The sequence below is a fragment of the Paenibacillus sp. OAS669 genome (genome assembly GCF_014873645.1).
Taxonomy (GTDB): Bacteria; Bacillota; Bacilli; order Paenibacillales; family NBRC-103111; genus Paenibacillus_S; species Paenibacillus_S vulneris.
This window is the reverse complement of sequence record NZ_JADBDR010000010.1, coordinates 185252-211454: the sequence shown is the minus strand read 5'-3', so window position 1 is coordinate 211454 and position 26203 is coordinate 185252. Positions and strand designations below refer to the sequence as shown.

24 protein-coding genes are annotated in these 26203 nt (G+C 50.2%); 6 read left to right on the top strand and 18 right to left on the bottom strand.

Annotation, left to right across the window (positions count from 1 at the left end; genetic code table 11):
• Positions 1 to 155 precede the first annotated feature (155 nt).
• The 4 genes from GGC63_RS22045 to GGC63_RS22030 all read right to left on the bottom strand — a co-directional run bounded on the left by GGC63_RS22045 (position 156) and on the right by GGC63_RS22030 (position 4938).
• Entirely contained in the window at positions 156 to 1586 is a 1431-nt protein-coding gene (locus GGC63_RS22045; protein ID WP_192704138.1) for a sulfatase, read from the bottom strand.
• A gap of 9 nt (positions 1587 to 1595) precedes the next feature.
• Positions 1596 to 2474, bottom strand: a complete 879-nt coding sequence (locus GGC63_RS22040; RefSeq protein ID WP_079909913.1) for a carbohydrate ABC transporter permease — start codon at positions 2472 to 2474, stop codon at positions 1596 to 1598.
• A gap of 24 nt (positions 2475 to 2498) precedes the next feature.
• Positions 2499 to 3386: a carbohydrate ABC transporter permease gene (locus tag GGC63_RS22035; RefSeq protein ID WP_079909912.1), complete on the bottom strand. Its 888-nt coding sequence runs from the start codon at positions 3384 to 3386 to the stop codon at positions 2499 to 2501.
• Between the two features lie 232 nt (positions 3387 to 3618).
• Positions 3619 to 4938, bottom strand: a complete 1320-nt coding sequence (locus GGC63_RS22030; protein WP_318781108.1) for a sugar ABC transporter substrate-binding protein — start codon at positions 4936 to 4938, stop codon at positions 3619 to 3621.
• A gap of 267 nt (positions 4939 to 5205) precedes the next feature.
• On the opposite strand from GGC63_RS22030, the gene GGC63_RS22025 reads away from it, so the two are divergent.
• Positions 5206 to 6708 (top strand): ATP-binding protein, encoded by a 1503-nt coding sequence (locus GGC63_RS22025; RefSeq protein ID WP_192704137.1) that lies wholly within the window; start codon positions 5206 to 5208, stop codon positions 6706 to 6708.
• 105 nt (positions 6709 to 6813) lie between these two features.
• Positions 6814 to 7500, top strand: a complete 687-nt coding sequence (locus GGC63_RS22020; protein WP_079909909.1) for a response regulator transcription factor — start codon at positions 6814 to 6816, stop codon at positions 7498 to 7500.
• A gap of 76 nt (positions 7501 to 7576) precedes the next feature.
• On the opposite strand, the gene GGC63_RS22015 is transcribed toward GGC63_RS22020, so the two are convergent.
• Both GGC63_RS22015 and GGC63_RS22010 read right to left on the bottom strand, forming a co-directional pair.
• Positions 7577 to 8890 (bottom strand): ABC transporter substrate-binding protein, encoded by a 1314-nt coding sequence (locus tag GGC63_RS22015; protein ID WP_192704136.1) that lies wholly within the window; start codon positions 8888 to 8890, stop codon positions 7577 to 7579.
• A 213-nt stretch (positions 8891 to 9103) separates the two neighbouring features.
• Positions 9104 to 9964 (bottom strand): SMR family transporter, encoded by an 861-nt coding sequence (locus GGC63_RS22010; RefSeq protein ID WP_192704135.1) that lies wholly within the window; start codon positions 9962 to 9964, stop codon positions 9104 to 9106.
• Positions 9965 to 10161: 197 nt separating this feature from the next.
• On the opposite strand from GGC63_RS22010, the gene GGC63_RS22005 reads away from it, so the two are divergent.
• A complete protein-coding gene (locus tag GGC63_RS22005; RefSeq protein ID WP_192704134.1) occupies positions 10162 to 10617 on the top strand; it encodes a GNAT family N-acetyltransferase in 456 nt (151 codons plus the stop codon).
• 175 nt (positions 10618 to 10792) lie between these two features.
• On the opposite strand, the gene GGC63_RS22000 is transcribed toward GGC63_RS22005, so the two are convergent.
• Together GGC63_RS22000 and GGC63_RS21995 are read right to left on the bottom strand one after the other, a co-directional pair.
• The gene (locus tag GGC63_RS22000) at positions 10793 to 11554 is read right to left on the bottom strand and encodes a DeoR/GlpR family DNA-binding transcription regulator (protein ID WP_318781109.1); all 762 of its coding nucleotides are present in this window, start codon (positions 11552 to 11554) and stop codon (positions 10793 to 10795) included.
• Positions 11555 to 11678: 124 nt separating this feature from the next.
• The gene (locus GGC63_RS21995; RefSeq protein ID WP_192704132.1) at positions 11679 to 13664 is read right to left on the bottom strand and encodes a Na+/H+ antiporter; all 1986 of its coding nucleotides are present in this window, start codon (positions 13662 to 13664) and stop codon (positions 11679 to 11681) included.
• Positions 13665 to 13844: 180 nt separating this feature from the next.
• On the opposite strand from GGC63_RS21995, the gene GGC63_RS21990 reads away from it, so the two are divergent.
• Positions 13845 to 14651: an EcsC family protein gene (locus tag GGC63_RS21990; protein WP_192704131.1), complete on the top strand. Its 807-nt coding sequence runs from the start codon at positions 13845 to 13847 to the stop codon at positions 14649 to 14651.
• The gene (locus tag GGC63_RS21985) at positions 14641 to 14982 is read left to right on the top strand and encodes a cupin domain-containing protein (RefSeq protein WP_192704130.1); all 342 of its coding nucleotides are present in this window, start codon (positions 14641 to 14643) and stop codon (positions 14980 to 14982) included. The genes GGC63_RS21990 and GGC63_RS21985 overlap by 11 nt, the downstream gene beginning before the upstream one ends.
• 345 nt (positions 14983 to 15327) lie before the next feature.
• On the opposite strand, the gene GGC63_RS21980 is transcribed toward GGC63_RS21985, so the two are convergent.
• The 8 genes from GGC63_RS21980 to GGC63_RS21945 all read right to left on the bottom strand — a co-directional run bounded on the left by GGC63_RS21980 (position 15328) and on the right by GGC63_RS21945 (position 23486).
• Positions 15328 to 16977, bottom strand: coding sequence for a b(o/a)3-type cytochrome-c oxidase subunit 1 (locus GGC63_RS21980; protein WP_192704129.1), 1650 nt, complete (start codon positions 16975 to 16977; stop codon positions 15328 to 15330).
• Between the two features lie 90 nt (positions 16978 to 17067).
• Entirely contained in the window at positions 17068 to 17553 is a 486-nt protein-coding gene (locus GGC63_RS21975; protein WP_192704128.1) for a cytochrome c oxidase subunit II, read from the bottom strand.
• A 27-nt stretch (positions 17554 to 17580) separates the two neighbouring features.
• The gene (locus GGC63_RS21970) at positions 17581 to 17712 is read right to left on the bottom strand and encodes a cytochrome c oxidase subunit 2A (protein ID WP_192704127.1); all 132 of its coding nucleotides are present in this window, start codon (positions 17710 to 17712) and stop codon (positions 17581 to 17583) included.
• A 221-nt stretch (positions 17713 to 17933) separates the two neighbouring features.
• A complete protein-coding gene (gene opp4C, locus GGC63_RS21965; protein WP_079909899.1) occupies positions 17934 to 18815 on the bottom strand; it encodes an oligopeptide ABC transporter permease in 882 nt (293 codons plus the stop codon).
• A gap of 3 nt (positions 18816 to 18818) precedes the next feature.
• Complete coding sequence (locus tag GGC63_RS21960) at positions 18819 to 19790, bottom strand: ABC transporter permease (RefSeq protein WP_192704126.1); 972 nt, start codon at positions 19788 to 19790, stop codon at positions 18819 to 18821.
• 43 nt (positions 19791 to 19833) lie between these two features.
• Complete coding sequence (locus GGC63_RS21955; protein ID WP_192704125.1) at positions 19834 to 21495, bottom strand: peptide-binding protein; 1662 nt, start codon at positions 21493 to 21495, stop codon at positions 19834 to 19836.
• A 45-nt stretch (positions 21496 to 21540) separates the two neighbouring features.
• On the bottom strand, positions 21541 to 22497 hold the full coding sequence (locus GGC63_RS21950; RefSeq protein ID WP_192704124.1) for an ABC transporter ATP-binding protein: 957 nt from the start codon (positions 22495 to 22497) through the stop codon (positions 21541 to 21543).
• Between the two features lie 26 nt (positions 22498 to 22523).
• Positions 22524 to 23486 (bottom strand): ABC transporter ATP-binding protein, encoded by a 963-nt coding sequence (locus GGC63_RS21945; protein WP_192704170.1) that lies wholly within the window; start codon positions 23484 to 23486, stop codon positions 22524 to 22526.
• A 359-nt stretch (positions 23487 to 23845) separates the two neighbouring features.
• Here GGC63_RS21945 and GGC63_RS21940 point away from each other — a divergent pair, with 359 nt between their 5' ends.
• Positions 23846 to 24448 (top strand): AAA family ATPase, encoded by a 603-nt coding sequence (locus GGC63_RS21940; protein WP_192704123.1) that lies wholly within the window; start codon positions 23846 to 23848, stop codon positions 24446 to 24448.
• Positions 24449 to 24514: 66 nt separating this feature from the next.
• On the opposite strand, the gene GGC63_RS21935 is transcribed toward GGC63_RS21940, so the two are convergent.
• On the bottom strand, positions 24515 to 25528 hold the full coding sequence (locus GGC63_RS21935) for a fatty acid desaturase (RefSeq protein WP_192704122.1): 1014 nt from the start codon (positions 25526 to 25528) through the stop codon (positions 24515 to 24517).
• Positions 25529 to 25646: 118 nt separating this feature from the next.
• Positions 25647 to 26201, bottom strand: coding sequence for an MFS transporter (locus GGC63_RS21930; protein WP_192704121.1), 555 nt, complete (start codon positions 26199 to 26201; stop codon positions 25647 to 25649).
• Positions 26202 to 26203 lie beyond the last annotated feature (2 nt).

Here is a 26203-nt window from a genome sequence, read left to right as displayed (position 1 = left end):
AGGCCGCTTAAAGTGCTTTGTAGTATGCCGCTTCCTTCCAGTATCCCTTTGGCCGCTAGGGTAGAAACTGCCTTCGATGCCCAATTGGAAGCGGGGAAGACGTGATCAGGTTATTCCTGCTGGCTTCTGCCTCGCAGCCCCACTTACTTGAGCAGCTATAATTCAAGAGGATCGTCCATCCTTAGGAGCCAGGCTTGAAGCTCCGCGTTCAACTGCTGTGCCACAGGGTGCTGGGATGCTTTTTGCAATGGCAGCGGGTTCAGCTGATAAGGGTCCTCCTTCAGATCATACAGCAGCCTCAAGCAAAAATTCGGATCTACCGCGGAGTACCCCCGATGCACGACATATGTGTATTGCAGGGTCCGTACCGCTCTCCACCCGTATCGTTTATTATCCAGCCCCTGGGCGGCGAATTGCTCCATCACATCTTTGCGGCCTGGAAAGGCACACAGGAAAGCGGGATTGTTCGAAGCGGGCTCCAGTCCAAGCACGGCGCGAGAATAGTCACTACCTTCTACCGTTGTTGGAACCTCCAGTCCCGCAAGCCCCAGCAGCGTCGGCATAATATCTACGCTATTGAACAGCAAATCCGTTCTTCCTGCTTGTATCTTCTCCGGCCATTTCATAAGGCAAGGAATGCCGATCGATTCCTCATGCCACGAATGCTTGGCCATTAATCCGTGTGCTCCCATCAGCTCGCCGTGATCCGAAGACAGCACGATCAATGTATTTTGCTCCAGACCAAGCTCCTTTAACTCGCGCACGATCCTTCCGAACTGTTCGTCGATTCCCGTAACGGCCGCACAATAATCCCTCATATACCGCTCCAGATTGTCCATCCCGTCCTCGATGGGTTCACCTGTATGGGCGGCTAGCCCCTCTGCTTTCACATTGGGACGCCACTTCAACGGAACGTCCCTATACCGCTCTTTATACTTTTCCGGCACTTGATCAAAAGGACTATGCGGAGGATTCCACGACAAGAACAATGCGAATGGAGCTTCTTGACCGCTTTGCCCACGCAAATAGCTTATCGCCATATCGGTTTCGTGCTCGACGGACCATTGGTTGACCTGAATCATCTCCGGCGTGTCCTTCCAATAATGGGGCGTCAAATGCTCGTCATACGTTCCATAGGAATACCAGTAATCGAAGCCGTGTCTTTTGAGACCCGGAGGTGTGTAAGCATCCCAGCCAGCAGCGCCGGAGACAGGATGCTCTGTCACATTTTGCTCCGGCAGGTCCAGATGCCACTTACCGATATAGCCAGTACGGTATCCACCCTGCTTAAGAACATCTCCGATTCCTACCGCATCCTCGCGAAGCGCAATATCTGCGCCAAGCTTGCAGTTCGTATACACCCCGTTCGTCTGCGGATACGTTCCCGTCATTAAAGCCGCCCGATGCGGCGAGCACAGAGGCGTACAGCTAACGGCATGGTCGAAGACCAGACTTTCTTTGGCGAAAGCATCGATATTCGGCGTCCACACCACGTCCTCCTGCCGAAAGCCGACAGCCTGCCTGCGCCATTGATCGGCGAAAATGTAGACGATATTCGGCCTGTTTCGCTTTTGCGCGTCACTCATCACAGCCTATCACCCTTTCACGGCTCCGGCGGAAATGCCTTCCACGAAATGATCCTGCGCCATAAAGTAAATGATGATGGTAGGAATAATGGCACATACGGCGGCAGCCATCAGTGGCGCGTATTCCGTCGCATGCTCTGTCTGGAAATGCTGCATCCCGAGCTGCAGCGTAAATAACTTATCGTCGTTCAAATAAATGAGCGGCCCGAGGAAGTCGTTCCACGAATGCATGAAGGTAAAGATCGTAAGGCTTGCGATAGCAGGACGTGTCAAAGGCATAATGATTCGGGCAAAAATACCGAACTCACTCAACCCGTCGATACGAGCCGCTTCCGACAGCTCCTCAGGAATCGACATATAAAACTGCCTGAATAAGAAGACGCCGAACGGACTGAAGGCTCCAAGCAAAATAAGCGCCCAATGCGAGTTTAACAGCCCGAAATGCTTCATCAGCAAAAACTGCGGAATCATCATCACCTGGAACGGTATCATCATCGTCGTGATATATAAGAAGAACAATTTGTCCCGCTCCGGGAACCTTACCTTGGCAAAGGCATAAGCGGCCATGGAGCAGGTGATAATCTGCAGCAGCGTCGTGCTGACGGCAATTTTGATCGTGTTCAAATAGTAAGTAAAAAACGGAAGATCCTGCCATACCTTCGAATAGTTCGAGAAGTAGAACGTACTCGGTATCCACTGGATCGGAAACCCGAACACCTCTGCCTCCGATTTGAAAGATGCCGATATCATCCACAAGAACGGCAGAATCATCGAGCCTGCGACAGCTATCAGCACGATATAAAGCAATCCTTTACTCACCCACGCTCCAGACGAGCGGGACAGCTTCAAAGAATGCGGTTGTTTGGAAGTTTGTGCGACTGAGTTCATTCTCTTGTCATCCCCGTTCGTCGGTTAGTAGTTGACCCATTTTTTCTGGCCGCGGAATTGAATAATGGTAATAAGGACAATAATGGCGAACATCACGTAAGCCATGGCCGATGCATAGCCGTATTCATATCTTTGGAAGGCCGTATAGTAAATATCGTACACGAGCACGTGCGTCGAGCGCCCCGGTCCTCCCTTAGTCAGCAGGAAAATCAGATCGAACACTTTAAACGAATTGATGATGCCCATAATAATTGTGAAAAAAATGACCGGCGATAGCATCGGAATCGTAATTTTGATGAGCTGTGACAGCTTGCCCGCCCCATCGATCTCCGCCGCTTCGTACAAGTCCTTCGGAATCCCTTGAAGACCCGCAAGATACAGCACCATGTAATAGCCGACATTTTGCCAGATCGTGACTATGATGACCGAGAACAGCGCCCACTGGGTGGAAGCCAGCCATCCCGGGGGATTCTCGATACCCACACTTCGCAAAATTCCGTTGATGGGCCCCATTGTCGGGTTGAACAGCAGCTGCCATACGACCGCAACGGCAATGGTCGCTGTAATATGGGGAAGAAATATCGCAGTGCGGAATATTTTGAGCCCTTTGATGCCTTTGTTCAGCGCTACAGCAGCCAATATAGCCAGCAGCAGCGTCAGCGGAACCGATACGACCATCATCACGATACTGTTCAGAAGCGAGATGCGGAACGATTCGTCGCCGATCAGTCTTTTATAGTTATCAAGTCCTGCGAAGGTAATATCTCCGAAGCCGTTCCAATCGGTGAAGCTCATTACGAATGATGCCATAACCGGAAAGCAGATGAACGTCAGGAAGCCGAGGATATTAGGGAGCAAAAAAGCATACCCTACCAGCCGATTTCTTCTTGTTAGCGCTCTGGATGCCTGCATGCGGTCCAACTCCCTCCTGTTGTTGGTGTTCCCATTAGTCTTTGATAAAGTGCAGCTATCCGTGGGGAAAATGCCTTCAGCCGGCTCAAACATCTTGTTTATCGTCAATTGGAATTTCTTTTATGGTGTTGACGATAAGCCAAAACTCGCGCTGAAAGCATCTTTCCCCACTAACTATGCTGATTCCACTTTATCAAGGACAAAATGGGAACACCTTTCTTTTTCTACTAAATTATTTTTTGCCTGCTTTGAAATCCTTGGCGTATTTATCCGCCCATTCCTTCTGAACGCGCTCGCCGATCTTTTGAATCGCTTGGTCTACGGTTTGACCGCCGGACAGCGCCAGCTCGCCTTCCTGCAGATAGATGTTGCCGACGACGATATTTTTCACACCTGGAAGCAGCGGATATTCCGGATACTCTTTTTGTTCCACGAAGTAGTGAATGTTCTTCGGTTTCATGCTGCCGTCGCCTACATACGCTTTGCGGATTTCATCGTTCGTGAAGCCGGTCAGGAAGCCCTTGGATGCGAACACCTTCGCGCCTTTGGCGCCAGTCAAAAATTGCAGCAGCTTGAATGCGGCCTCCTTGTTCTTCGAATCCTTGTTGATCATAATGGATACCGGAGTCGCCAAGCTTGTATTCGCGGCTACGCCCGGCGGATGCGGGATCGGTACAACATCCCAGTCAAAGCTGATTTTCTTATCCGCTTCCGCTTGGCGAAGCTGCGCTACGTGCCAATCACCGATGAGGTTCATCGCAACATTGCCCTTTTGGAATGCAGAATTGTAATGCGCAGAGGTCGTCACCTGCTCGGACCATGGCATGATGGAGCCGTCCTTCTCCATATCCTTGCGGAATTGGAGCGCTTTTTTAAACGGCGTCAGATCCTTATCAATGATGGAGGCTCCCGTCTGAACGGCCTGCATATACCAGGTTTGCGCCCATTGCTGCAAGTATGCACCGTAAATTTTGTTCGCGCCCTCGCCTTTCGTCATTTTCTTCGCCAGTTCCCGGAACTCGTCCCATGTCATATCGGCCTTCGGATAAGGCACGTTCGCCTGGTCGAACAACGTTTTATTGTAATACAGCATGTAATTCGATTTGCGGTAAGGCAAGCCGTACATTTTGTCATTTACCTTCATGCCGTCGTACAGTGGACCGAAACCGGAAACATCCACATTGTCCTTCTTGATATAATCGTCCAACGGCTCCAAAATGCCCGTATCCAGAAACACGTCCATATTGCCGCCGAACAAGTCGATCTTTTCGCCGCCGGATAGTTGCAGACGCAGTTTTTCATAATATTGCGCTTGAGGAATCGTCTCGAATTGGACGTTAATATTCGGGTTTTCCTTCTTGAATTCTTCATAGGCCAGCTTGGTCGTTTCCAGATCGTCAGGCAGAATGGTCATGCGAAGATTAACCGTTTGCGAATCGGAGGAAGCTCCGTTATTCGCGGCTTTATTCTCGGCCGGTTTATCCCCGCAGCCTGCTGCTACGCCTACTAATAAGGTTCCCGCTAAGGCGACACCTATCACTTTTTTCCCCACATAGGAAAGTTTACCTTCATGAATACCTGAACGTAATGAAGGAGCTTTCCTATTGGCGTTAAAACCTACCATTGAACGCGGTCGCCCATCTTTGAAAGTCCTCGATATAGGTTTTTTCAATTTACATCCATCCCTTGTTTTGTTATCATAATGATTACGCTTTCGTCACTGTCTATAGTATAGGGGAACCCGAGCCGGTCGCAGAAGGTGAAAGTTTTATTCCCCCTCTATCATCCACCCGTATTCTGACATCTGGAGTCGTTCAACATGATCTATTTCACGCTGCTGTTTATCGTCTGTTCGATTCTTCTCACCTATCGTAAAATGAACAGCCTGTCCACCCGATTTATGTTCGGCATCATCCTCGGATGGGTCATTTCATTCGTTTCCTTTACTTTGTATTTAAGTAAATTTAACTATTATTACAATATCATTCATACGTTTTTTAACTTTAGTCCGGGCACGTGGAACTACCTTGTACTGACCAAGTTTAACGCCAACATGCTGATTCGCTTATTGAATGGCGGCATTATTTTGTTCAACGGATCGCTTCTCTGCTTTGCCGTTTCCTTTACCCGTACGTCCCGAAAACGGACTAACGCCAACATTTATGCGGCCATCGCCTTGTTCTCCGTCATTTCCTTTGTATTTTACGATCCCGGTGTTCAAATATGGCTTCAGGATTTGGCCGTCGACCATGCCGCTGCGGAGGGGCTGTCATTAAGCACAGCGATTCATATCGGAGAGTACGGCTTCCGTTATGCCGGAGATGCGCTTATTCTGATCGCCTTCTGGATGCTGCTCAATTATTATATGAATTATCCGAAGATTCGTTTTTTGAAAAACTACGCGCTGTATCACATATTGAGCCTGATCCCCGTTGTCCTGATTCATTTCCTGCTATTTTCATGGGCTCCCAAGAACCTGGTCATAGCAACGTACCTGCAGGGATACTACAATTACCTTCAGCCGCCAATCGGCTCCTATCCACTGACGCTGTATGTTTTTCCTTATGTGGTATTTGCGGCGCTGGCCTTTTTGCTGCTTATTGTGTTTAAATACAATTCCATAGAGACGTATCACAAAAATCAAGACATTCAAATCAATAAAAGCATTGATACGGCTTCTCTGGGAGCAAGAGCCTTTACTCATGCATTGAAAAATCATCTGCTAGCCGTACGTTCCGAGGCGGAATATTTGAAGGAGAAGCATGCGGACGACAAGGATACTTCCTACAGCCTGGATTTGATGCTCAAATCTTGCTCTGCAGCAATGGAAAGTATAAGCGATGCGGCCCACAAGCTTAAATCAATTGAGCTGAATCTGCAGCCATGCCGCCTCAATCTTCCTGTTAAGGAGGCGCTCTCCCTGGTCAAGCAAGGTCCCCATCAGGCGGATATCAAGTTTGTAGCGAGTGCCGAAATCCCTGCGGCTTATATCGATCAGCAGCACATGGCCGAGGCGATTTTTAACATTATTGAAAACGCTCTAGAATCGATAGCCGGTTCACCGGATGGAGCGATCGTTATTCATCTGGGGCGGCAGGACAGCTGGGGAATGATCTCCATAACCGACAATGGGCCGGGAATGCCAAAGGAGCATCTGGATAGGATCTTCTCCCCCTTCTTCTCGACCAAGCCGTCGATTCATAACTGGGGGATCGGCCTATCTTACTGTCACAAAATCGTTGCGGGGCATGACGGCAAGATCAGTGTCGACAGCAAGCTGGGGCAAGGGACCACATTTCGTATTTATTTGCCGGTTATTTAGAATAAATCCAAGCCAGAAGCCGTTTATTCAAGCATTTCGAGATAAGGCAGGGGAATAAAATATACCCTCATCCGACAACAGCCAGAAAAAGGGGAGGCATCTTTCATGAACGGGGATCACATCAAAATACTGATTGTAGACGATATGGAGGCTCATCGCAGAAGGCTTGAGCGTATCATTGCCGCTTGTGAGGATATGGAGAGTGTAGCGTCGGCAAGCTCAGGCTACGAAGCTGTCATGTACGCCGCCATGCATCAACCGGATATTATCCTGATGGATATCGAAATGGAGGATCCGCTAGCGGGCATTCATGCGGCCAAACAAATTAATGAGAAGCTGCCGCATATTAAAATTATAGTGCTGACGGTGCATAAGGACGACAATATTATTTTCGCTGCGTTTCAAACCGGCATTATGGATTACATCCTGAAAACGGCGGAGAAGGAAGAGATTGTAGAGGCCATACGCTCGGCTTTTCATAACCGGTCCCCCATCCGTCCCATGATCGCCGAGAAGATACGGGAGGAATTCGTCCGGATCAAAAAAACGGAAACCAGCCTGCTCTATGTCATTCAAATTATATCGGAGCTGACGCCGAGCGAGCTGCAGGTGCTCAAGCTTCTCTGTGAGAATAAAACGCGCAAGCAAATATCCGAGGAGCGGACCGTCGAATACGAAACGATCAAAAAGCAGGTCGGCAGCATCCTGAAAAAATTCAAAATGCAAAGTACGGCTGAAGTGGTGGCGACGGTCAATGAATTGAAAATATTCGAGGTGTTGAAAAAACTATGACAGCAACGCAAAACGGCAGCTTTCGAGAGTCTCGAAGCTGCCGTGTGTATTGAACTCGATTAACCATGCTGATCCGCTATTTCTTCACCGCCTCGATATCCTTGGCCGCCTGTTCTGCCGCTTTGCGGAAGGCGGTGTTTGCATCGCTCAAGTCCTGAGCAACCTCACGGAACGCTGCAGTCGTAGGCTTCTCGGCTATATCGTCGTAGACGGTTTTGGGCGAAATCGGAGCCGGCTTGGTCGGATAGAAGGCTTTGATGTTTTTCCCTTTCAGCGTCGGTACATCCTTGCCGAACGATTCGATCAGCTTCGGATTGTTCACAACTGGCATTCCTGTGCCGTCCGCCGCGAATTTCTCCTGCATCTCATCGGAGGTCAGGTAAGCCAATATATCAAAGGCAACATCCTTATGCTTGCTTGTGCTGGCGATGCTGGCAAGGGTAGGGTACATCTGGGAGCCGACTCCCGGCGCTTCTTTGAACGATGGCAGCGGTACGGCATCCAGATTCATATCCGCAGGGGCTCCTACCATCGTGCTGTTAAAGTAAGCGTACATGGCAAGCGTCCGGTCCTTGATGAATAGATCGGCCTCCTTCCCGTGCTTCTCCTTCGGAAGAACCGCGCCCGGGATTTTGTAAAACCTCGCGAAATTTTCCGCGAACATTTTGAATTTCTCCGTATCCATCGCAGGCTTCATCGTCTGGGGATCAACGAATGGCAGCGATAGCTGGTTCACCCTCTCCATATGGGACACGGAGGTTGCAAAACCGTAATATTGCGTCCCTCCCTCCGTACGCGTCATTTTTTTGGACAGCTCATACAGATCGTCCCAGGTCATGCCCTCCGTTGGGTAAGCTACGCCGAACTTGTCAAACAAATCCTTGTTGTACATAAGAACTTCCGCCGTTGTAAAGATCGGCAGAGAGAATATGCTTCCTTTGCCATAATCCTTAATGAAATCAAACATAGATTTTTCCAAACGGCTTGTATCGTAATTGGTTTTCTTAATAAATTCGCCTAAATCCGTCTGAAGGTTGTAATTTTGGAACTGGGCGACGAAGCCTATGGATAGAATGACAATATCAAGGTCCTGCCCGGAGGCTATAACCTCATTAATGCTCGTTCCCGCACCGAATGGGATAAATTTGGGGGTCACATACGGAAACTTCTCTTTAATTTTCTTCCCCATCAAGTCCATAAACTGCTCATCCGTCGTTCCCGTATTAGGACGGTAAAACGTAATTTCTACAGGATCCCGCTTGACCTCGTTAGCTGCCTTGGCTGCCGGTTGATTATCCTTGGAGCCTCCGCCGTCCCCGCCTCCGCAGGCGGACAATATCAAGAGCGTACTTAAGGATGAAGCCAGCATCACACGATTTCTTCTTTTCATTCCATGACCCCCCGAAAATGAAATATGCAAGGAAAGACACTGATTCAAGGTGACGTTTAACCTGCTGCACCGTTTTATGACTCGAATTAAAACGCTTACATAAAGCGCTTTCATTTATTATATAACAAAAGAACATTGCAGCATGCACCACAATATTCATTCATTTTTGTACTATATTCACATCTTATTCCAAACCTCTTGCCAATGTTCGGATCAACCTGCAGAGCCCCAAATAGCCACCAGCATAATGCCCATAGCGACGACGGCAGAGGAAACGATTCTTTGAAACCCCTGTTTTTCTTTTAACAGCCAGACCCCCAATATCGTTCCGAATACGATCCCTACCTCTCTTATCGGTGAAATGTGGGACAAAGGGGAAATATTCATGGCGTACAGAAACAGCAGATAAGAGCCCGGATTCAAAATGGATCCGACGACAACACCCTTCCATTGCTCCATCAGCTTCTTCTTCCAATGCGGGACGGTACGGACCGACTTGGAAATGCCGAGGACGAAACCGATATTGGCAATCTCCAGCAAAGTAAACGGCGACAGGTTGGACAAATTCAGTTTGTCGACAAGGACGTAGCATGTCGTGCACAGCCCTACCGAAAGAGCTAATATTACGGGCTTCCCCTGTGCATGGCCGCTATGACGTCCAAGCAGCCGGCCGCTCATAAGAAAAATTCCGGTTATGATGCAAGCGAGCCCCAGCCATCCCCACAAAGAAAGCGATTCGCCGAGAAATAGCACGCCAATTGCCGGAATCAGCAGCGTCGACGTCCCTCTCATCAGCGGGTACACCTGGGACAGATCACCATGCTTGTAGGTTTCCGTCAGCAGAAGACCATAGGCGGCCTGCAACCCGAGGGATAACAGAACGAGCAGCCAGCCGGAAACCGGTAGCTGTGCATGAAGGAGCTCCATGAAAGATGAGGGAAGAAGCACGAGGACGGAGGGGATAAGAATAGCCCATAGAAACAAGCCCTTCTCCTCGCTTTTCTTCGCGAACAAATTCCAGACCGCATGGGTCAATCCCGAACAAATGACTAATAGTACGGCAACAATGATCAAAAGAAGTCATCCCCTCTCACCAAACAACACACATATTAACACACAAACACACATATATTCAACCCCCTTTCTGGTTGCAAATAACACTTGTCAGGGGCTCCTCTCCTACTTTTTCATTTGAACTAAACTTTCCGTTGCTCCTCTTTCCTACAGCATTTAATCTGAAGCTATCTTTCATTCGGAAAGGATGCGTCCATATGTTAGCTATTACATCCATTCATGATTGCCCTGAGCGCCAGATGGAGCTTGCGGAATATGTTAAAGCGAAGTGGCCCAACGTAGCCAATGCTGTTCTTCCTCAGATGGATCTAAGCTTATCATCAGAAGGAGACTTGCCGTTTACGTTTCTGCTCTTGAAGGACAATCAAATCATTGGATTTTATCAGTTAATTCAACATGAATTTGTAAGGAGAAAAGATTTAACCCCGTGGATAGCTCCGCTATTCATTGATGAACAGGAACGGGGACAAGCGTATGGCTCGGTTTTATTGGAGCACGCCCGAAACATAGCTGGGCAAATGGGTTATAAGAAGGTCTATTTGGCGACGGACCATATTCTCTACTATGAAAAATATGGCTTTAGGGAAATTGGATTGGACATTTTCGAATGGGGAAGACCAACTAAACTATATGAGCATGACACCATTGTGTAATTCAACATCGTTCAGAATGGGACCATTCGTATCAAAATAGCCCCGTAAGAGGCCCCTATTAGGGGTACAAATCCTCTTACGGGGCAAGCTGTTACCGTATGACTTCTACAGGCTGCCGAGCATCCTCAACAGAACGGCAACCGCTTCGGCGTGCTTGGCCTGTTATTGCTTCACTTTATTCAAATACGATTGAAATCCCACTATTCGCATACTTCTCCACAATCTCCGGATCAATTAATGAATCGGTGACAATGCGCTCCACTTCGTCAATCGCACAGACCTTGATCAAGGACACGACCTCGAATTTGCTGCTGTCGGCGAGCGCGATGGTGCGCTTGGCATTTTTATGCATAATCTTTTTGAGCTGGATCTCGCCGATGCCGTAATCGGTTATCCCCTCTTCCAGAGAAATCCCGCTCACGCTCATGAAGAACAGATCGGCATGGAATTGCGAGACGAAGGCTTCCGCCAGTTCCCCGACAACACCCCGTTCCTGATTGCGTAAGACGCCGCCCGTCAGGATAATCGTATAATTGGGCATCTCAACAAGCTCGTTGGCAATCGGAAGAGAATTGGTAATGATCGTAAGCCGCTCGAACTTACGCTTCAGGGCGCGTGCAAACTCCGTATTGGTTGTGCTGACATCCAACGCTATGGACTGCCCCTCCTCAACGTACCGGGTAGCCAGCTCAACGAGCTGCTTCTTCTCCTCAACGAATTTCGTTTCCCGAAACGTTAACGGCTGTTCCTTCTTATAGTCTATGTCAGCCAGAATGGCTCCACCGTGCACCCGCTTAAGGAAGCCTTCCTTCTCCAGAAATTCCAAATCTCTGCGCACCGTCTCGAACGAGACGCCGAACATCTCGATCAGATCGGAGACGACGACCGATTTTTCTTTGTTTATTTTTTGAATGATGGCTTGATGCCTTTGCTGCACGAACAAGTTTTTTCCGTCCTTTCCAACAAGCTGGCTCGCGGAAACACAAGCTATCGACATTGTAGCATAAACCAAACGTTTTTCATAACGAAACACACACAGATACAACTACTCGCACAAGAGATCAGATAGGCTCCTCCTCCAGACGGTTCGCTTCCGTATAATTGATAAACTTGCGCAACGCGCCGGCCATTTCGCGGCTGATTTCTCCCTGTTCGAACAGCTGCTGAACCTCGTTCCGCTCCGCCTGGATCGCCTTGAACAGCAGCTCCGTCTTCTGCTTATGGAATTGCTCCAATTTATGCGGTTGAATCTGCTTCCTGCATAGCCGATCAATCAAGATATGGTAGTGGGAAATAACCGATTCATAGGCACTTCGGTTTTTCTCGGTGATTTGCTTCTGGATTGCCGATATGGCCGCGCGCGACGTCTGAATTTTGGCTGAGCGGAGCGAATCGGTAGGCAGGCCTTGCTCCTGCTTCTTCCTGCCCCACTTCGACCATAAACGCTTCATCACAATGGCAGGCACCGACAGCCTAAGACGAAGCCGGTTCGAACAGGCGAGCTCCATTTCGTTCAGCATCCGCCGTGCCTGCAGCTCCACCTCGTGCGATATTTCCTTGTCAGCCAGCATTCGGGCCAGCTCCTCGCGCTCCGCCTGAATGCCGATCAGTCTGGCTTCATTCTCCATCACCCGATACGCCTGGCTTAATCTGGAGTCGTTGTAACCGATCTCGGTTCCCGCCCTCAGAAGCTTTTTATAATCGGTAATCACGGATTGGGCCGCAGGGCGGTTCTCGTCGGTCATTTCTTCTCTAATGGAGCTTATGGCCGCCTTAATAATCCGGATTCTCGCATCCTTCTCCTGCAGCTGATGACTGTCCTCCGCTCCCCCTTCCTCACGCTTTGCGAAGAGCGGCAGCAGAAGACTCGCGGCCAGAAGCGTGAACAAGATCACGCCTGCCGAAATAAAAATAATGAGGGACCGCTCCGGAAACGGGCTTCCGTCCATTAAAGTGTAAGGGATCGAAAATGCGCCCGCCAGCGTGACCGCTCCTCGCACACCTGACAAGGAGGTCAGCAAGGAAGCGGTAAAGTCGGCTTTCTTCAAAAACAGAAAAACCCAGATAAAGCGAAGACAGATCAGCATGAGCGAGACGATAATGATATAGCCGAACACCTGCGCATTGTTAAAAGCGGCGTCGACATAGATGACATGAATGACCTCGGGTATTTGCACCCCCAGAATGAGAAATACAAGGCCGTTCAGAATGAACAAAATAACCGACCAGGTGCTGGCGGAGACGATCTGCATTTTGGAAGTCGTGTTCTCCATATGATCCTTCTCGACCGCATGAACGATCCCCGCAGCCACCACGGCCAAAATGCCGGATACCTTGCATTCCTCCGCCAGAAAGTAGATAAGGCAGGGAGTTATCATTTGCAGCAGCATATGGAATGTCGCATCCTCCATACCTAACCGGCGAATCAGCATCCGGATGCGAATGATGAGAAAGGCAGCGACGACGCCGACCGCCAGCCCCCCTATCGCGACCAGCACAAAGTTAAGCGCGGCGCTGCCCAGCGAGAAGGCTCCGGTAACCATAGCCGCTATGGCGAACTTGAAGGCGACCAGGCCGGAGGCATCGTTCATCAGCGCCTCTCCTTCGAGAAGGCGCATGATCTTCTTCGGCAATCGGATGCGCCCTGCCAAGGAGCTTACCGCAACCGCATCTGTGGGGGATAGGATGGCAGCCAAAGCAAAGGCGGCCGGAAGCGGAATCGATGGAATCATCCAATGGATAAAATAGCCGACAACAAATACAGTGACGAAAACCAGTCCTAACGCTAACAATAAAATCGGAACCCGCAATCTCCAGAGCTCGTCTCTTGGGGTCATTTTGCCATCATTAAACAAGAGAGGGGCAATGAATAAAATAAAGAACAGCTCAGGCTCCAAGGGAAGGTGAAGTCCTAGCGGCAAAATGGCCAATATCATTCCCAAGGCAACCTGAATTAGCGGGACAGGAACAAGCGGCATAAACCGGTTCAGCAAATTAGAAAGAATGATCATTACCAGCAGCATAAGGACCGCCAAAAATACTTCCATCCTGCCAAGTCTCCTTCAGGGAATATGGTGTCGTCTAACACTTGTATAACCGAATTTCCCCCGGGATAAACGATTATCTTTGAACGCTCCGCCTACTTTTGTGATTAACGCCGCTTTCCATGTATAATATAGCTACTTATGCCGAACGGCTGAATTTGACTAATGGGGGGAATCCGTCCCATGGATACCAACGGAAGCTTATACGAGCAGCAGACGGCCAAGGCCCTGAAGCTGTGGGAGAAGGAATTATTAAAGCCGCCGGGATTACTCGAGAGAACGTCACGGTCGGTTTCGATGAAAATCAATCAGGTCATTCCGGAAAAGGTGCATCAGACAATTACCGCAACCGTTAAGGGAATTGTCCAGACCGCTTTATTCAGCCTGGAATATATGCCCAAGAATCCTCCTATCGTCGGGGCTACGCTCGCCTTGAGAGATCACAGGGCCGAAGAATTGCTCGGCTTTTATAAAAAGCTGGCGGCGGCGGAAGGCGCGGGCACAGGCGCGGGAGGCATTCTGCTCGGGCTGGCGGATTTCCCCATTCTCATCGGAATTAAAATGAAGTTTCTGTTCGAGCTGGCGCATGCCTATGGGCATTCCACACAGGATTACCGGGAGCGGCTGTTCATTCTGTATATTTTTCAGCTGGCCTTCTCGGGCCAGGATAAAAAGCAGGCGTTATTCCGGACCTTGTCCCGTTGGCCGGAAACCGCACGCTCTCTCCCGCCTGCCGAATCTTACGCTCGGCATATTGATTGGAAGCAGCTGCAGCAGGAGTATCGGGATACGATCGATTTTCGAAAGATGCTCCAGCTGGTGCCGGGCATAGGCGCTGTCGTCGGCGCATGGGCGAACTACGGCCTGCTCGATGAGCTGGGCCGGGTCGGCATGAACTGCTACCGGCTGCGCTGGCTTCAGGAAGCGGAAGCCCGTAAACTGCAGGATTCTTCGGATCCAGAAAAGGAGGATGGAACGGATGAAGATTAGCAAACAAACCGCAGAGCATTATGTATGGGGAGATCAATGTGACGGATGGCACTTGGTCAAGCAGGAAGACTTAAGCGTCATCCATGAACGGATGCCCGCCGGAACCGCGGAAGTGCGTCATTATCATGTACGATCCCGACAGTTTTTTTTCGTGCTGAAGGGCGTGGCGGAGATGGAGCTGAACGGCGAGACGGTACAGCTTCAGTCTCAGGAAGGGATCGAAATCCCTCCGGGAGTCCCCCATCAAATGAAGAACAGTTCGGAGCAGGACGTAGAATTTCTGGTCATCTCCCACCCGCAAACCCGTGGAGATCGTATCTCGGCGGAATAGGCTCGGTCATGCTATTATGACCCGTCTCTGGTATCCCTCCTTGCTGCTTGTCTAAGCAAGGCTAACACCTAGACTTAAAAAATAAAGAAGCTCCTTTTAGGGAAGCTTCGGGTTGTTGAGAAGTCTGGTTTTGCGGGAACTTTGCTACATATGGAGGTGGGGTATGCTTCGGAAGAGTTTACGTCCGCCTTTGAAACCCGCGAAAATACCGCATAAAATTAAATAAATATTTCGCGGGTTTCAACAGCGGCTGTAGGGGCATACCCCACCGGAGTATATTAGCAAAAGTTCAAGCTCTACAGGCTTCTCAACAAACTCGCTCCCTTCTAGGGGAGCTTCTTTATTTTACCAGGTAACGATTCCCTTCGACCCCGCTCCCGGATTGTTCAACATCTCCATAACCGGAACCGTATAGGCCACCAGGATAAGCACCACAATCACGCCGACCCATACTCCCCAGCGCTCGAAGATCGCCGGGGTCTGCTCCGCCGTATCCCGCACTTCGGCAATCGGATACTCCGTGCTGCCCTTAGGCGCATTGAGCAGCATGATCACGTTCATGATCATCATAAGAACGCCGATGAACAGGATCGTCCCTCCTATGGCCATCACTACATGATAAGGCATCCATAGAACCGCATCCGGATGGTTCTCATAGGTCGTATAAGCGGTTCGGCGCGGTGAGCCGAGCAGCCCGGAGATGTGCATGGAGCCGGACATAAAGAACATCCCGGCCAGCCAGACGATAGTCTGGGCTATCCCCAGCTTATGCATCAAAGGCGTCAGGACACGCCCTGTCAATGCAGGCAGGAGCCAATAGGTCACTCCGAAGAAGGTGAGTGCAACACTTGTTGCAACGGTCAGATGGAAGTGACCCGTCACCCACAGCGTATTATGAACGACCATGTTCATTTGATTACTTGCGTTGATCAGACCGCCTGCACCGGCCGGAATGAAGACGAGCATGCCCATGAAAGGAGCGAAGAATCGCACGTCCTTCCAAGGAAGCTTCTTCAGCCATCCGAATAACCCGGCTGCCCCGACCGACCGCCCGTGCAGCTCAAAGGTGGCGAACAGTGAGAAGGCTGTCATGAGAGAGGGCACGACAACCATAAAGGTAAGAACCACCTGCACGTATTTCCATACCGACGAAATCCCCGGCTCCATCAGCTGATGGTGAAATCCGACGGGAATGGAGAACAAGAGCAGCATGATAAAAGCCAATCGTGCAAGCGCATCGCTGAACATTTTGCCGCCGATAATTTTGGGAATCACAACATACCAGCACATATAGGCTGGGAGCAGCCAGAAATAAACGAGCGGATGGCCGAAGTACCAGAATAAAGTACGGCTCAGCACCACGTTCACCGTTTCTACCCAACCGAACGACCAAGGGATCAGCATGAACAAGACTTCGATAGCGACGCCGATCGTGGCAATAAGCCACATCAGCATGGTCACGACAGCCATGAAGCCAAATAGCGGGGACATGCGGCCGCCATGCGTTTTTTTCCAATACCGGTACTGGATAAATATTCCAAATCCGCTCATCCAGCTGCCTACCACAACTAAAACCAGAGCGACATAAAACCATGGCGATGCCTTCATCGGAGCATAGAACGTATACAGCACCGTCGCTTTATTCAACAAAATCATGATTGTGGCAAGAATCGTACCCGATGTCATCAGCCCGTACCCGAGCCATCCGAGCGATCTGGCAATCGGCAGCAGACGGCCTCCCATCGTTTTAGCCACGCCGGAGTACAGAAACCCGATGATGAAATACGTGGTAAAAATAAGCGCCATCAGCACGCCATGCGCAGTAAGCAGCTGGTAATATCCGATTTCGTACGGCAGCTTAATAGCTCCGCCTCGTACCAGGCCTTGCAGCACGCCGGCTACTCCCCCCAGCAGAAGAGCCAGAAATGCGAATAATACATGCGCGAGCACTAGCGCTGAATCACGGCGGTCGAATTCTTTTATCTCGTTACTCATCTTGATAACACTCCTTTACAATCACTGCCCGCTTATTGTGATCTTTTTCACATAACAAGAATCAGACATAGAGCTGTTTCCTGCAACGTACTATTTGACAATAATTCTTGTTTGCATCATTTCGTGCGCCGCACCGCAGTACTCATTGCACAGTACCAAATATTCCCCCGGCTTGGTGAACTTGTAGGTCAAATGGTTGATTTCTCCTGGAACCACCATCATGTTTACATTCGTTCCAGGAATTTGAAATCCGTGTACAACATCCTTGCTTGTCATGTGAAAATGCACGGTAGCTCCGGCGGGGATCTCCATTTTCTCCGGCCCATAGCCGAAAGCAAACGCCAGCATGTACGCATCATACTCATTGTCTCCGATTTTCTTCAAGCCCGGTTCGTTAAATGGCGCCGCCTGGTCCACCGTCTCCGGATCTACGACTTCACGGTGATGTCCGGACGCATGGTCCCCCGGAGGCTGCGCTCCCAGGGCAAAAGCTCCAACCCCTAGCACGATCAAAAACACACCCAGCATCGAGACGCCGACCGTTAACCAAATTTTCTCCAGCTTGTGCATATGCATCCATCTTCAATCCCTTCCACGAAATGATTACCCCCGAGCAGCGAACAATACGAATACGCCGACCCAGCTCAATATAAGAAAAGCAGCCAGCAGCATGACCGATACGAACGTCCCCTTCAGCTTGGTATCGTCTGCCGATTTTGAATCCTTAAGCTCCATTACGCTTTCTCCCCCTTCGGGTGTTAACTTCTGAGTTCATTGTAAAAGCAAGGCTGCAAGCCCACTATGAGCAAAGTCACAAGCGATCCGCCGGAAATCGTGAACATTTTATGTACGGAAAAAGTATTTTGCAGGAAGACCGAACATGATCAGCTCTGGGTAAAATGAAAAAAGACATTCGGACTCTTCATCCAAATGTCTCTTCTGGTACTAACGGCGGTTTAACGCGAATCGAAGGCGCTGCGCAGTCCATCGCCGATAAAGTTAAAGCACATGATCGTCAGAAATATCATGAAGCCCGGAATGATAGGATACCACGGCGCCTTGGTCATGATCGTCAAGCTTTGGGCGCTTTGCAGCAGGTTCCCCCAGCTGGCGGTCGGAGGTTGAATCCCGAGACCGAGGAAGCTCAGGCTCGATTCCGTCAAAATCATCGAACCCATCTGCAGTGTAGCAGAGATAATGACGGGCGCAATAGCGTTAGGCAAAATGTGCACGAAGATGATCCGGAAGTCGGACATTCCGATCGTTCGGGCCGCATCGACGAATTCCCGGTTTTTGATCGACATGATCTGTCCCCGCAGCAATCGCGCTTTCCCCATCCAGCCGAAGGCGACGAACACGACGATAATGTTGAACAGACTCGGCTTCAGGATCGTCACCACCGTAATCAGGACGAAAAATTGCGGGAATGCCAACAGCACATCGACCAGACGCATCAGAATGCTGTCGACACGCCCGCCGTAATATCCGGCTAAAGCTCCGACGGTCACCCCGATGATGACGTTGAATACGACGGAGAAAATGCCTACGGACAAAGATACTCTGGCCCCGTACAGAACCCGGCTTAATAAGTCGCGTCCCAAATCATCCGTTCCGAACCAATGCTCCTTGCTCGGAGGCTTCAGCCGGTTCATCAAGTCCTGATCCGCCGGGTCATACGGAGCGATAACCGGAGCCAACAGCGCCAGCAGGATTAACACGGCCATAATAACCAGGCTGATTAACGCCAGACGGTTGCTCTTGAACCGTTCCCATGCGCGATTTCTCGGCTGGGCGGATACGTTCACGGTTGAATTGTTTGTGGTTACGGCTGCATTCATCGGTTACACCTTCGCTTCATTTTTACTGTAGCTCACCCGTGGATCCAGGAGAGCATAGGATAAGTCGGCCAGTATGCTGCCGAGCACATAAAGAAAGGCTACCAGCGTCGTTACGGCAAAAATGACCGGATAGTCACGCTGGAAGGCCGCCTCGGTGAAGAGACGTCCCATGCCCGGAATGCTGAAAATGGTTTCCACGATGACGGAGCCCGCGAAAAAATGAGGCAAAGACAGACCGAACAATGTAATAAGCGGAATCATTGCATTTCTCAAGCCGTGGAACGAAAGAATCCGGCCATCCCGAAGCCCCTTGGCCTTTGCCGTACGCATATAGTCCTGATTGATCACTTCCAGCATGCTGGAGCGCACATAACGAATCCAGACGGCAACCTCCGAGCAGGCGATGGTGAATACAGGCAGGACCAAATGCAGCGCCCGGTCCGATAAGCTGAACGGAGCGTTGATCGTCTGCAGCCCCCCGGATGGTACCCATCCGAGCCGGACTGCGAAGAACATCATCAAGAGCAGCCCCAGCCAAAATCCGGGGATGGAAATCCCGACGAAGGTGATCGCCGAGACGATCTGATCCATTCGGGAGTTGACCTTCACGGCACATAGGATGCCGAGCGGAACCGCTATGGCTATCGCCAGCAAAAAGCTGGTTACCGTTAACAGCAGCGTGTTCGGCAGCCGATCCCATAACAGCTCCGATACCGGCTGGTTTTTCAGGAAGGAGGTCCCGAAATCGCCTACAGCCAGGCCGCTGATCCATTTCCAATACTGAATGTAGAGAGGCTGATCCAATCCGTAGGATTTTATCATATTCTCCTTGTCAACGGCTTTAATCGTCGGATCATCGATGTACTGAGAAAGCGGGCTGCCCGGAGCCATATGAATAATTGCAAACGAAATGATCGTAATACCGATCAGAATGGGAATGGCGTTCAGCAAACGCCTTAAGGCATAACGGGCCACCGGAGGTCACTTCTTTCATTATAATTTCAAAATCACGTCTCGATTATTTGGTAAAATACCACTTCTGAACCTCTTTCAAGTTATCGCGAGCCGGATTGAACCCTTCCAGATTGCTTGGATAAGCCATGGTCACGGTAGGAGAGTACAAGAAGGTATAAGGCTGATCCTCAGCGATCAGGGCATCGATTTTACCGAGAAGCTCTTTGCGCTTGTTCAGATCAAAGGTTCTCAAGTCCTCATCGATCAGCTTGTCGACCTCAGGGTTGTTATAAGTGATGTAGTTCGACCCGCCCTCAACCATTGAGGAATGCCAGATGCTCTTGGGATTCGGATCTCCGGAGATGCTCCAGCCGTGGAACAAAGCAACGAAGTTTTTGCCGGACCAGTTTTTCGTGAATGCGGAACCTTCTACCACGCGTGGCTGTACGCTGACGCCGACCTTTTTCAGCTGCTGCTGAATTACGGTTACTGCTTTCTCCCGTACCTTGTTTCCTTGAACCGTTTGCATTTCAAACTCGAATTTCTGACCATTTTTGTCCAAAATCCCGTCGCCGTCGCTGTCCTTCCAGCCTGCTTCCTCCAACAGCTTCTTCGCCTTTTCCGGGTCATACGGGAATTTAGGCACGTTATCCGTGAAGTTCCAGTAGGAAGGAGACGTTTGGCTGTTCACCAGCTTGCCTTGGCCCTCCGCCACATTATCCACGATCCCTTGGCGGTCAATCGCCATCGTCAGCGCTTGGCGCACTTTTTTATCCTGGAACAGCGGATTGGTCAAATTCCAGGCCACGAACTGGTATTGGCCCGTACCGATGCCTTTTTGCAGCTTGATTTTGCCAGAAGTCTTGGCGAACTGCTCGATCGCCTGCAAGTTATCGGCAGGAACGGCAATCACATTAATTTCACCGGTTTGCAGCTGTGCCATCATCGCATTGGCGTCGGGAATAATTTTGGCCGTTACCTTCTCGATGGAAGGCTTGCCGCCATAGTAGTTCTCATTGCGAACGAAGCGCAGGTATTGGCCTTGCTTCCACTCCTCCAGCTTGTATGCGCCCGAGCCGACAGGCTGCTTGAAGAACGCCGACTTCTCCATATCCTTAATCGCTACATCCTTCAGCAGATGCTGAGGGAGAATGTTATAGATCATCATGTCGATATAACCGGCATTAGGCTCACTGAATGTGAACTTTACCGTCGTATCGTCCACCTTTTCGACCTTGGTCACTTTCGTAAACGGCGCTTTGCGTGGCCCTTTGTATTCCGGATTAATCGGGATGTTGTAAGTAAATACGACGTCGTCCGCCGTAACCGGCTTGCCGTCCGTAAACTTGGCGTCGTTGCGGATTTTCACGGTCATTTCCAGCTTATTATCCGAAAATTGCGGTTGGCCGACCGCCAGATCCGGTACGATATTTTGCTTCTCGTCAAAACGGTACAGCGTACTGAACACCAGCTCGATCATTTCGCTGGAGGTTGTCGTCGTTGCCCAAAAACGGATGAAGCCTTGCGGCTCCGACAAGTATGCCGTCGTAATTTCCCCGCCGTCGATCTTCTCTTTCTTGGATGCCGTTGCCGCCGGATTATCGGCAGGCTTGTCCGTTGCTTGAGTCCCTGCTCCTCCGCCTGACGTACAGGCTGATAATAAGAGCGTCGCGCTCATGACTGCAGCAAGAGCGACACTGCCGGCTTTACCGAATGGTTTTTTCATCAAATGGATACCCCTTTCTTTTCATAACCTGGTACTGGATAAGATTTATATGAAATGGCACGAGGCAAAATGGCCCGGCTCCCATTCCCTGAAAGCTGGCTTCTCCGTCCGGCACCGTTCCGTTGCGTGGGGACAGCGGGGATGAAAGGAGCAGCCTGAAGGCGGGTCCGCTGCATTCGGCACCTCCCCCTTCAAAATAATCCGCTCCCGCTTCGAATCCATGGCCGGCTCGGGGACCGAGGACAGCAATGCTTGCGTGTACGGATGCTGCGGACGGTCGAACAGCTGGTCCCTATTGGCCAGCTCCACAATCTGACCCAAATACATCACCGCGACCCGGTCGGAAATATGCCGGACGACACTCAAATTATGGGAAATGAACAGATAAGATACCCGGGTTTTCTGTTGCATTTCCCCAAGCAGGTTCACGATTTGAGCCTGAATCGATACATCAAGCGCAGATACGGGCTCGTCCGCCACAATAAGCTTCGGATTTAGCGATACAGCACGGGCGATGGCAATACGCTGTCTCTGTCCTCCGGAAAACTCATGCGGGTACAATCTGGCCGTTTGGGCGCTGAGACCTACCATCTCGAGCAGCTGCTCCGACCGTTTCATCGCCTCCTTCCAGCTGAGCCCCCCTTGCACGACCAATGGTTCGGCAATCGCTTTCCCTACCGATATTCTCGGATTCAACGATGCATAGGGGTCCTGAAACACGCACTGCATATCTCTGCGGACCGATTTGAGCTGCCGCTGGCTCCATTGGCCGATGGATTGTCCCTGAAACCAAATTTCACCATCGGTCAAATCCATCAAGCGCAAAGCAAGCCTGCCTACCGTCGATTTCCCGCAGCCGGACTCTCCTACGATGCCCAGCGTCTCCCCGACGTTAACGGTAAAGCTGACCCCGTCTACGGCTTTGACCGCTCCCTTGCTCAAGTTTCCGCCGATTCCAAAATACTTTTTTAATCCTTTTATTTCTAAAAGCGGTGCGCTCACGTTCCGTCATCCCCCTTTGAAAATAGCTAAACCAGCAGGCACCGGACTTGATGGCCGCTGCCGATGTCCTTCAGCTCAGGCTGCCGTTCACGGCATTCCGCCAACACCTGCGGACAGCGGTCGGCGAACCTGCAGCCTGCCGGGAAAGAGCCGGCCGGCGGCACGTTGCCGGGAATAGGAACCAGCTTCTCGATCGCACCTTGCATGCGGGGCGTGGACTGCAGCAAACCGTTCGTGTATGGATGCTTCGCTCCCGTAAAAATCGTCCTGACGTCTGCGGTCTCCACAATTTGACCGGCATACATGACGATGACCCGATCCGCCATCTCGGCGACAACGCCCAGATCATGCGTGATAAACAAGACCGACATGTCGGTCTCTTGCAGCAGCTGGCGAATCAAATCCAACACCTGGGCCTGGATCGTTACATCCAGCGCCGTTGTAGGCTCGTCTGCAATGAGGAGATTCGGCTTGCAGGCCATCGCCATCGCCAGCATGACGCGCTGGCGCATTCCTCCCGACAGCCGGTGCGGGTATTCCTTGCGAATGCGGCTCGGCTCCGGGAAGCCTACGCGCCGCAGCCAATCCTCAGCAGTTGCAACCGCTTCTTCCTTCGAAGCGTTCAAATGCCGGCTGATCGCTTCCGTCAGCTGGGTTCCGATGGTCAGAACCGGATTCAGCGAAGTCATCGGCTCCTGGAAGATCATCGCGATTTCACGGCCCCTTATCCGGGACATCTCGCGCTTGTTCAGGCCGATCAGATTCCGGCCTTCCAGCCTCACCTCGCCTTGAGCGATTTCTCCAACTCTTGGCAGCAGCTGCATGATCGATAAGGAGGTCATGCTTTTGCCGCAGCCGGACTCGCCGACCAAGGCTACGACTTCATTTTTGCCGATTTCAAAATCAATGCCGTCGACAACGGTCAATTCACGCTTCTTGTCTCTTATGACGGTTTTCAAAGATTTTACTTCCAAGATCGCCTCGGACAGGGGGATCACCCTCACTTCAAATTCAGGATCATTTTTCTTGTAACGGAAAAATTATGTAATTCTTATTGTCTTCTATTTTATGGTTAATTGACCAAGTTGTCATTAAAAATATTAAAAATTTCTTTATAAAAATGAGATAAACCCAATGCTTCCAATACAAATCGGATTTCTTTGTTTTCATTCTTTTATGCCGATTTGTAGTTTATTACCAAAAAGTTTATAACGAATGAATTTCAATCTGCTTCAGCCAATCTCCGATTCCCCCAATAACTGACTCCACTGTATACTACGCGAGTTCCAGATTATGCTACAATATGGGGAGACTTGTAACACTAATCTGCAACCTTACGGAGGAAGCTATGCCCAAACTCGTGTTTTTCATAGGACCTGCGGGCGCAGGAAAGACCACTCTGGCTAAGGCGCTAGCGCGACAGCATCGTCCTGCCTTCTTCGATATGGACACGCTGCTGCGTCCGGCAGCCGAGACGATTATGACGCTATCCGGGCTGGATCCTACCGATCGGGACTCCCCTGTATACAAGAAGCACTGCCGCGACCTGGGCTATCGGATCACAATGGATGCCGCCCTCGAAAACCTTGAGCTCGGGATCGACGCTTATGTCGTCGGCCCGTTTACCAAAGAAATTGAGAATGTCTCGTGGCTTGACCAGGAGCTGAATCGTATCGGAGCGGCGGCTCGCGAGGTAGAGGTAAGAGCAGTGTACGTTTATTTGCGCGACGCTTCCGTCTATCGCGAACGGATTACGGCAAGAGGCTCGGAGCTGGACGATTGGAAGCTGAACAACTGGAGCAGCTTTAGCCCGTCCTTAACGCGCAAGACGATTCAATGGGATTCCTCCGCGTGCCCGGTCCTCTACCTGGACAATTCGGAGACGTTATCCGACGCAAAGCTATCCGAGCTTGAGCGGTTTATTTATGGGGACGGGAAGACCTTCTTCTGACTATGTTTTCGCTAATAAAATGCAAAAAGGCATTCCATCACGAATGCCTTCTCCTTTAACGCCTCTTTATTCTATTTTCGGTTTCACCTTAAGCTGCTTCATATGCTTAAATCCTACAAACTGCTTGCTATCCTCATCCCATATTCTGAACTTCAACGATTTCAAGCTGGTTAACAGCGTAATCGTATTGACGTCCCTCAGTACAGGGTTCGCGTTATGAGCCTGCTCAAGATAATAATTCGGTACACGAGGACTCAAATGATGGATGTGATGAAAGCCGATATTTCCCGTAATCCAGTGTAAGATTCGAGGCAGCTTGTAAAAGGAGCTTCCCTTCAAAGCCGCCTGAACATAGTCCCAATGCTCCTCATTCTCGTAGTAAGTATCCTCAAACTGATGCTGAACATAGAACAGCCAAATGCCTGCAGCACCCGAGATGAAGAATATTGGGCCCTGTACCATAAGAAAGGATTGCCAGCCAATAGACCAACAAAGCAAAGCGGCTGTCCCGACTATACTAAGATTGGTAATATACGTGTTCATTTTTTCCTTAAAACCGGCATTTCTCCGATTAAACCGGTAATCGATCAAGAAGATATAGATCGGACCGAGACCGAACATGACCAGCGGATTACGGTACATCCTATAGAAGAACCGTTTTGGAAATGGAGATGCCCTATACTCCTCTACCGTCAAAGTCCATATGTCCCCCGTTCCCCGCTTGTTCAAATTACCGCTTGTCGCATGGTGAACCGAGTGGCTGTGCCTCCATTGGTTGTAGGGGCAGCAAGTCATAATTCCTGTAATGGTACCGATAATTTCGTTCGCTGCTTTATTTCGAAAAAACGATTTGTGGCAGCAGTCATGGAAAATGATGAAGATTCGAACTAGAAATCCGCCGGCAGGAATGGCCAATAATAGGGTTAACCAAAATGAAACCGATAAACTCACATAAGCTAAATACCAAAGCAGGAAAAACGGCACAACCGTATTAATGATTTGCCAAACGCTGCTCTTAATGCGGGGTCTCTCGTATGGCGCGATGTCCTTACGCCAGCCGTCTTGTTCCTTATGAAGCATTCTGATACAATCTTCCTCTCCATGTTTACGTATAGTAGGTTATATACCAACCTTGATTATACGACGATATGAACGAAAGGTTGCACTTCAACAAAAAAATATTTTTTCCATCGAAATATTATTTTCCTAAATTATCCAAATCGTTTCTCCTTTGGCGCCCTACGGCCCATGCGCTGACACCGTACAATAGGGCACTGGCATAGAACAAGGCATTCATCGTCATCCAATCCATCATGAAGCCCCCCAGCAGAACGGCGAAGCCGGAAGCAATCGAAGTCCAAAAATGATACGTTCCGACCGTTCCGCCCCGGTCCCCTTTTTCGGTATAATCGGCCAGCAGCACTTTTTCGGTTGTTTTTTGCAGCGCGTTGCAGCTGCCCATGATCCATTGAAGCAGGAGCACCCATACGTAAGAGGAAACCCACGGGAACAGCAGCATGACGATCGTCATGCCCGCGGAGCTTGCGGCAAGAATCGATACGGCATATCGGTCTAGCTTGGGCGCGATCCATTGGGATACGACAGCCGAGCTTATCGTAAAGACAGCGAATGCAAGCCCGTACTTGGAATAGCTATTCCCCAGGTTTTTTAGAAACAGCAGATAATACGGATAAATCATTCCTCCCGCCAGCGTGACGATGCTTTGTGAACGGATAAGCCAGCGAAGCTTCATAC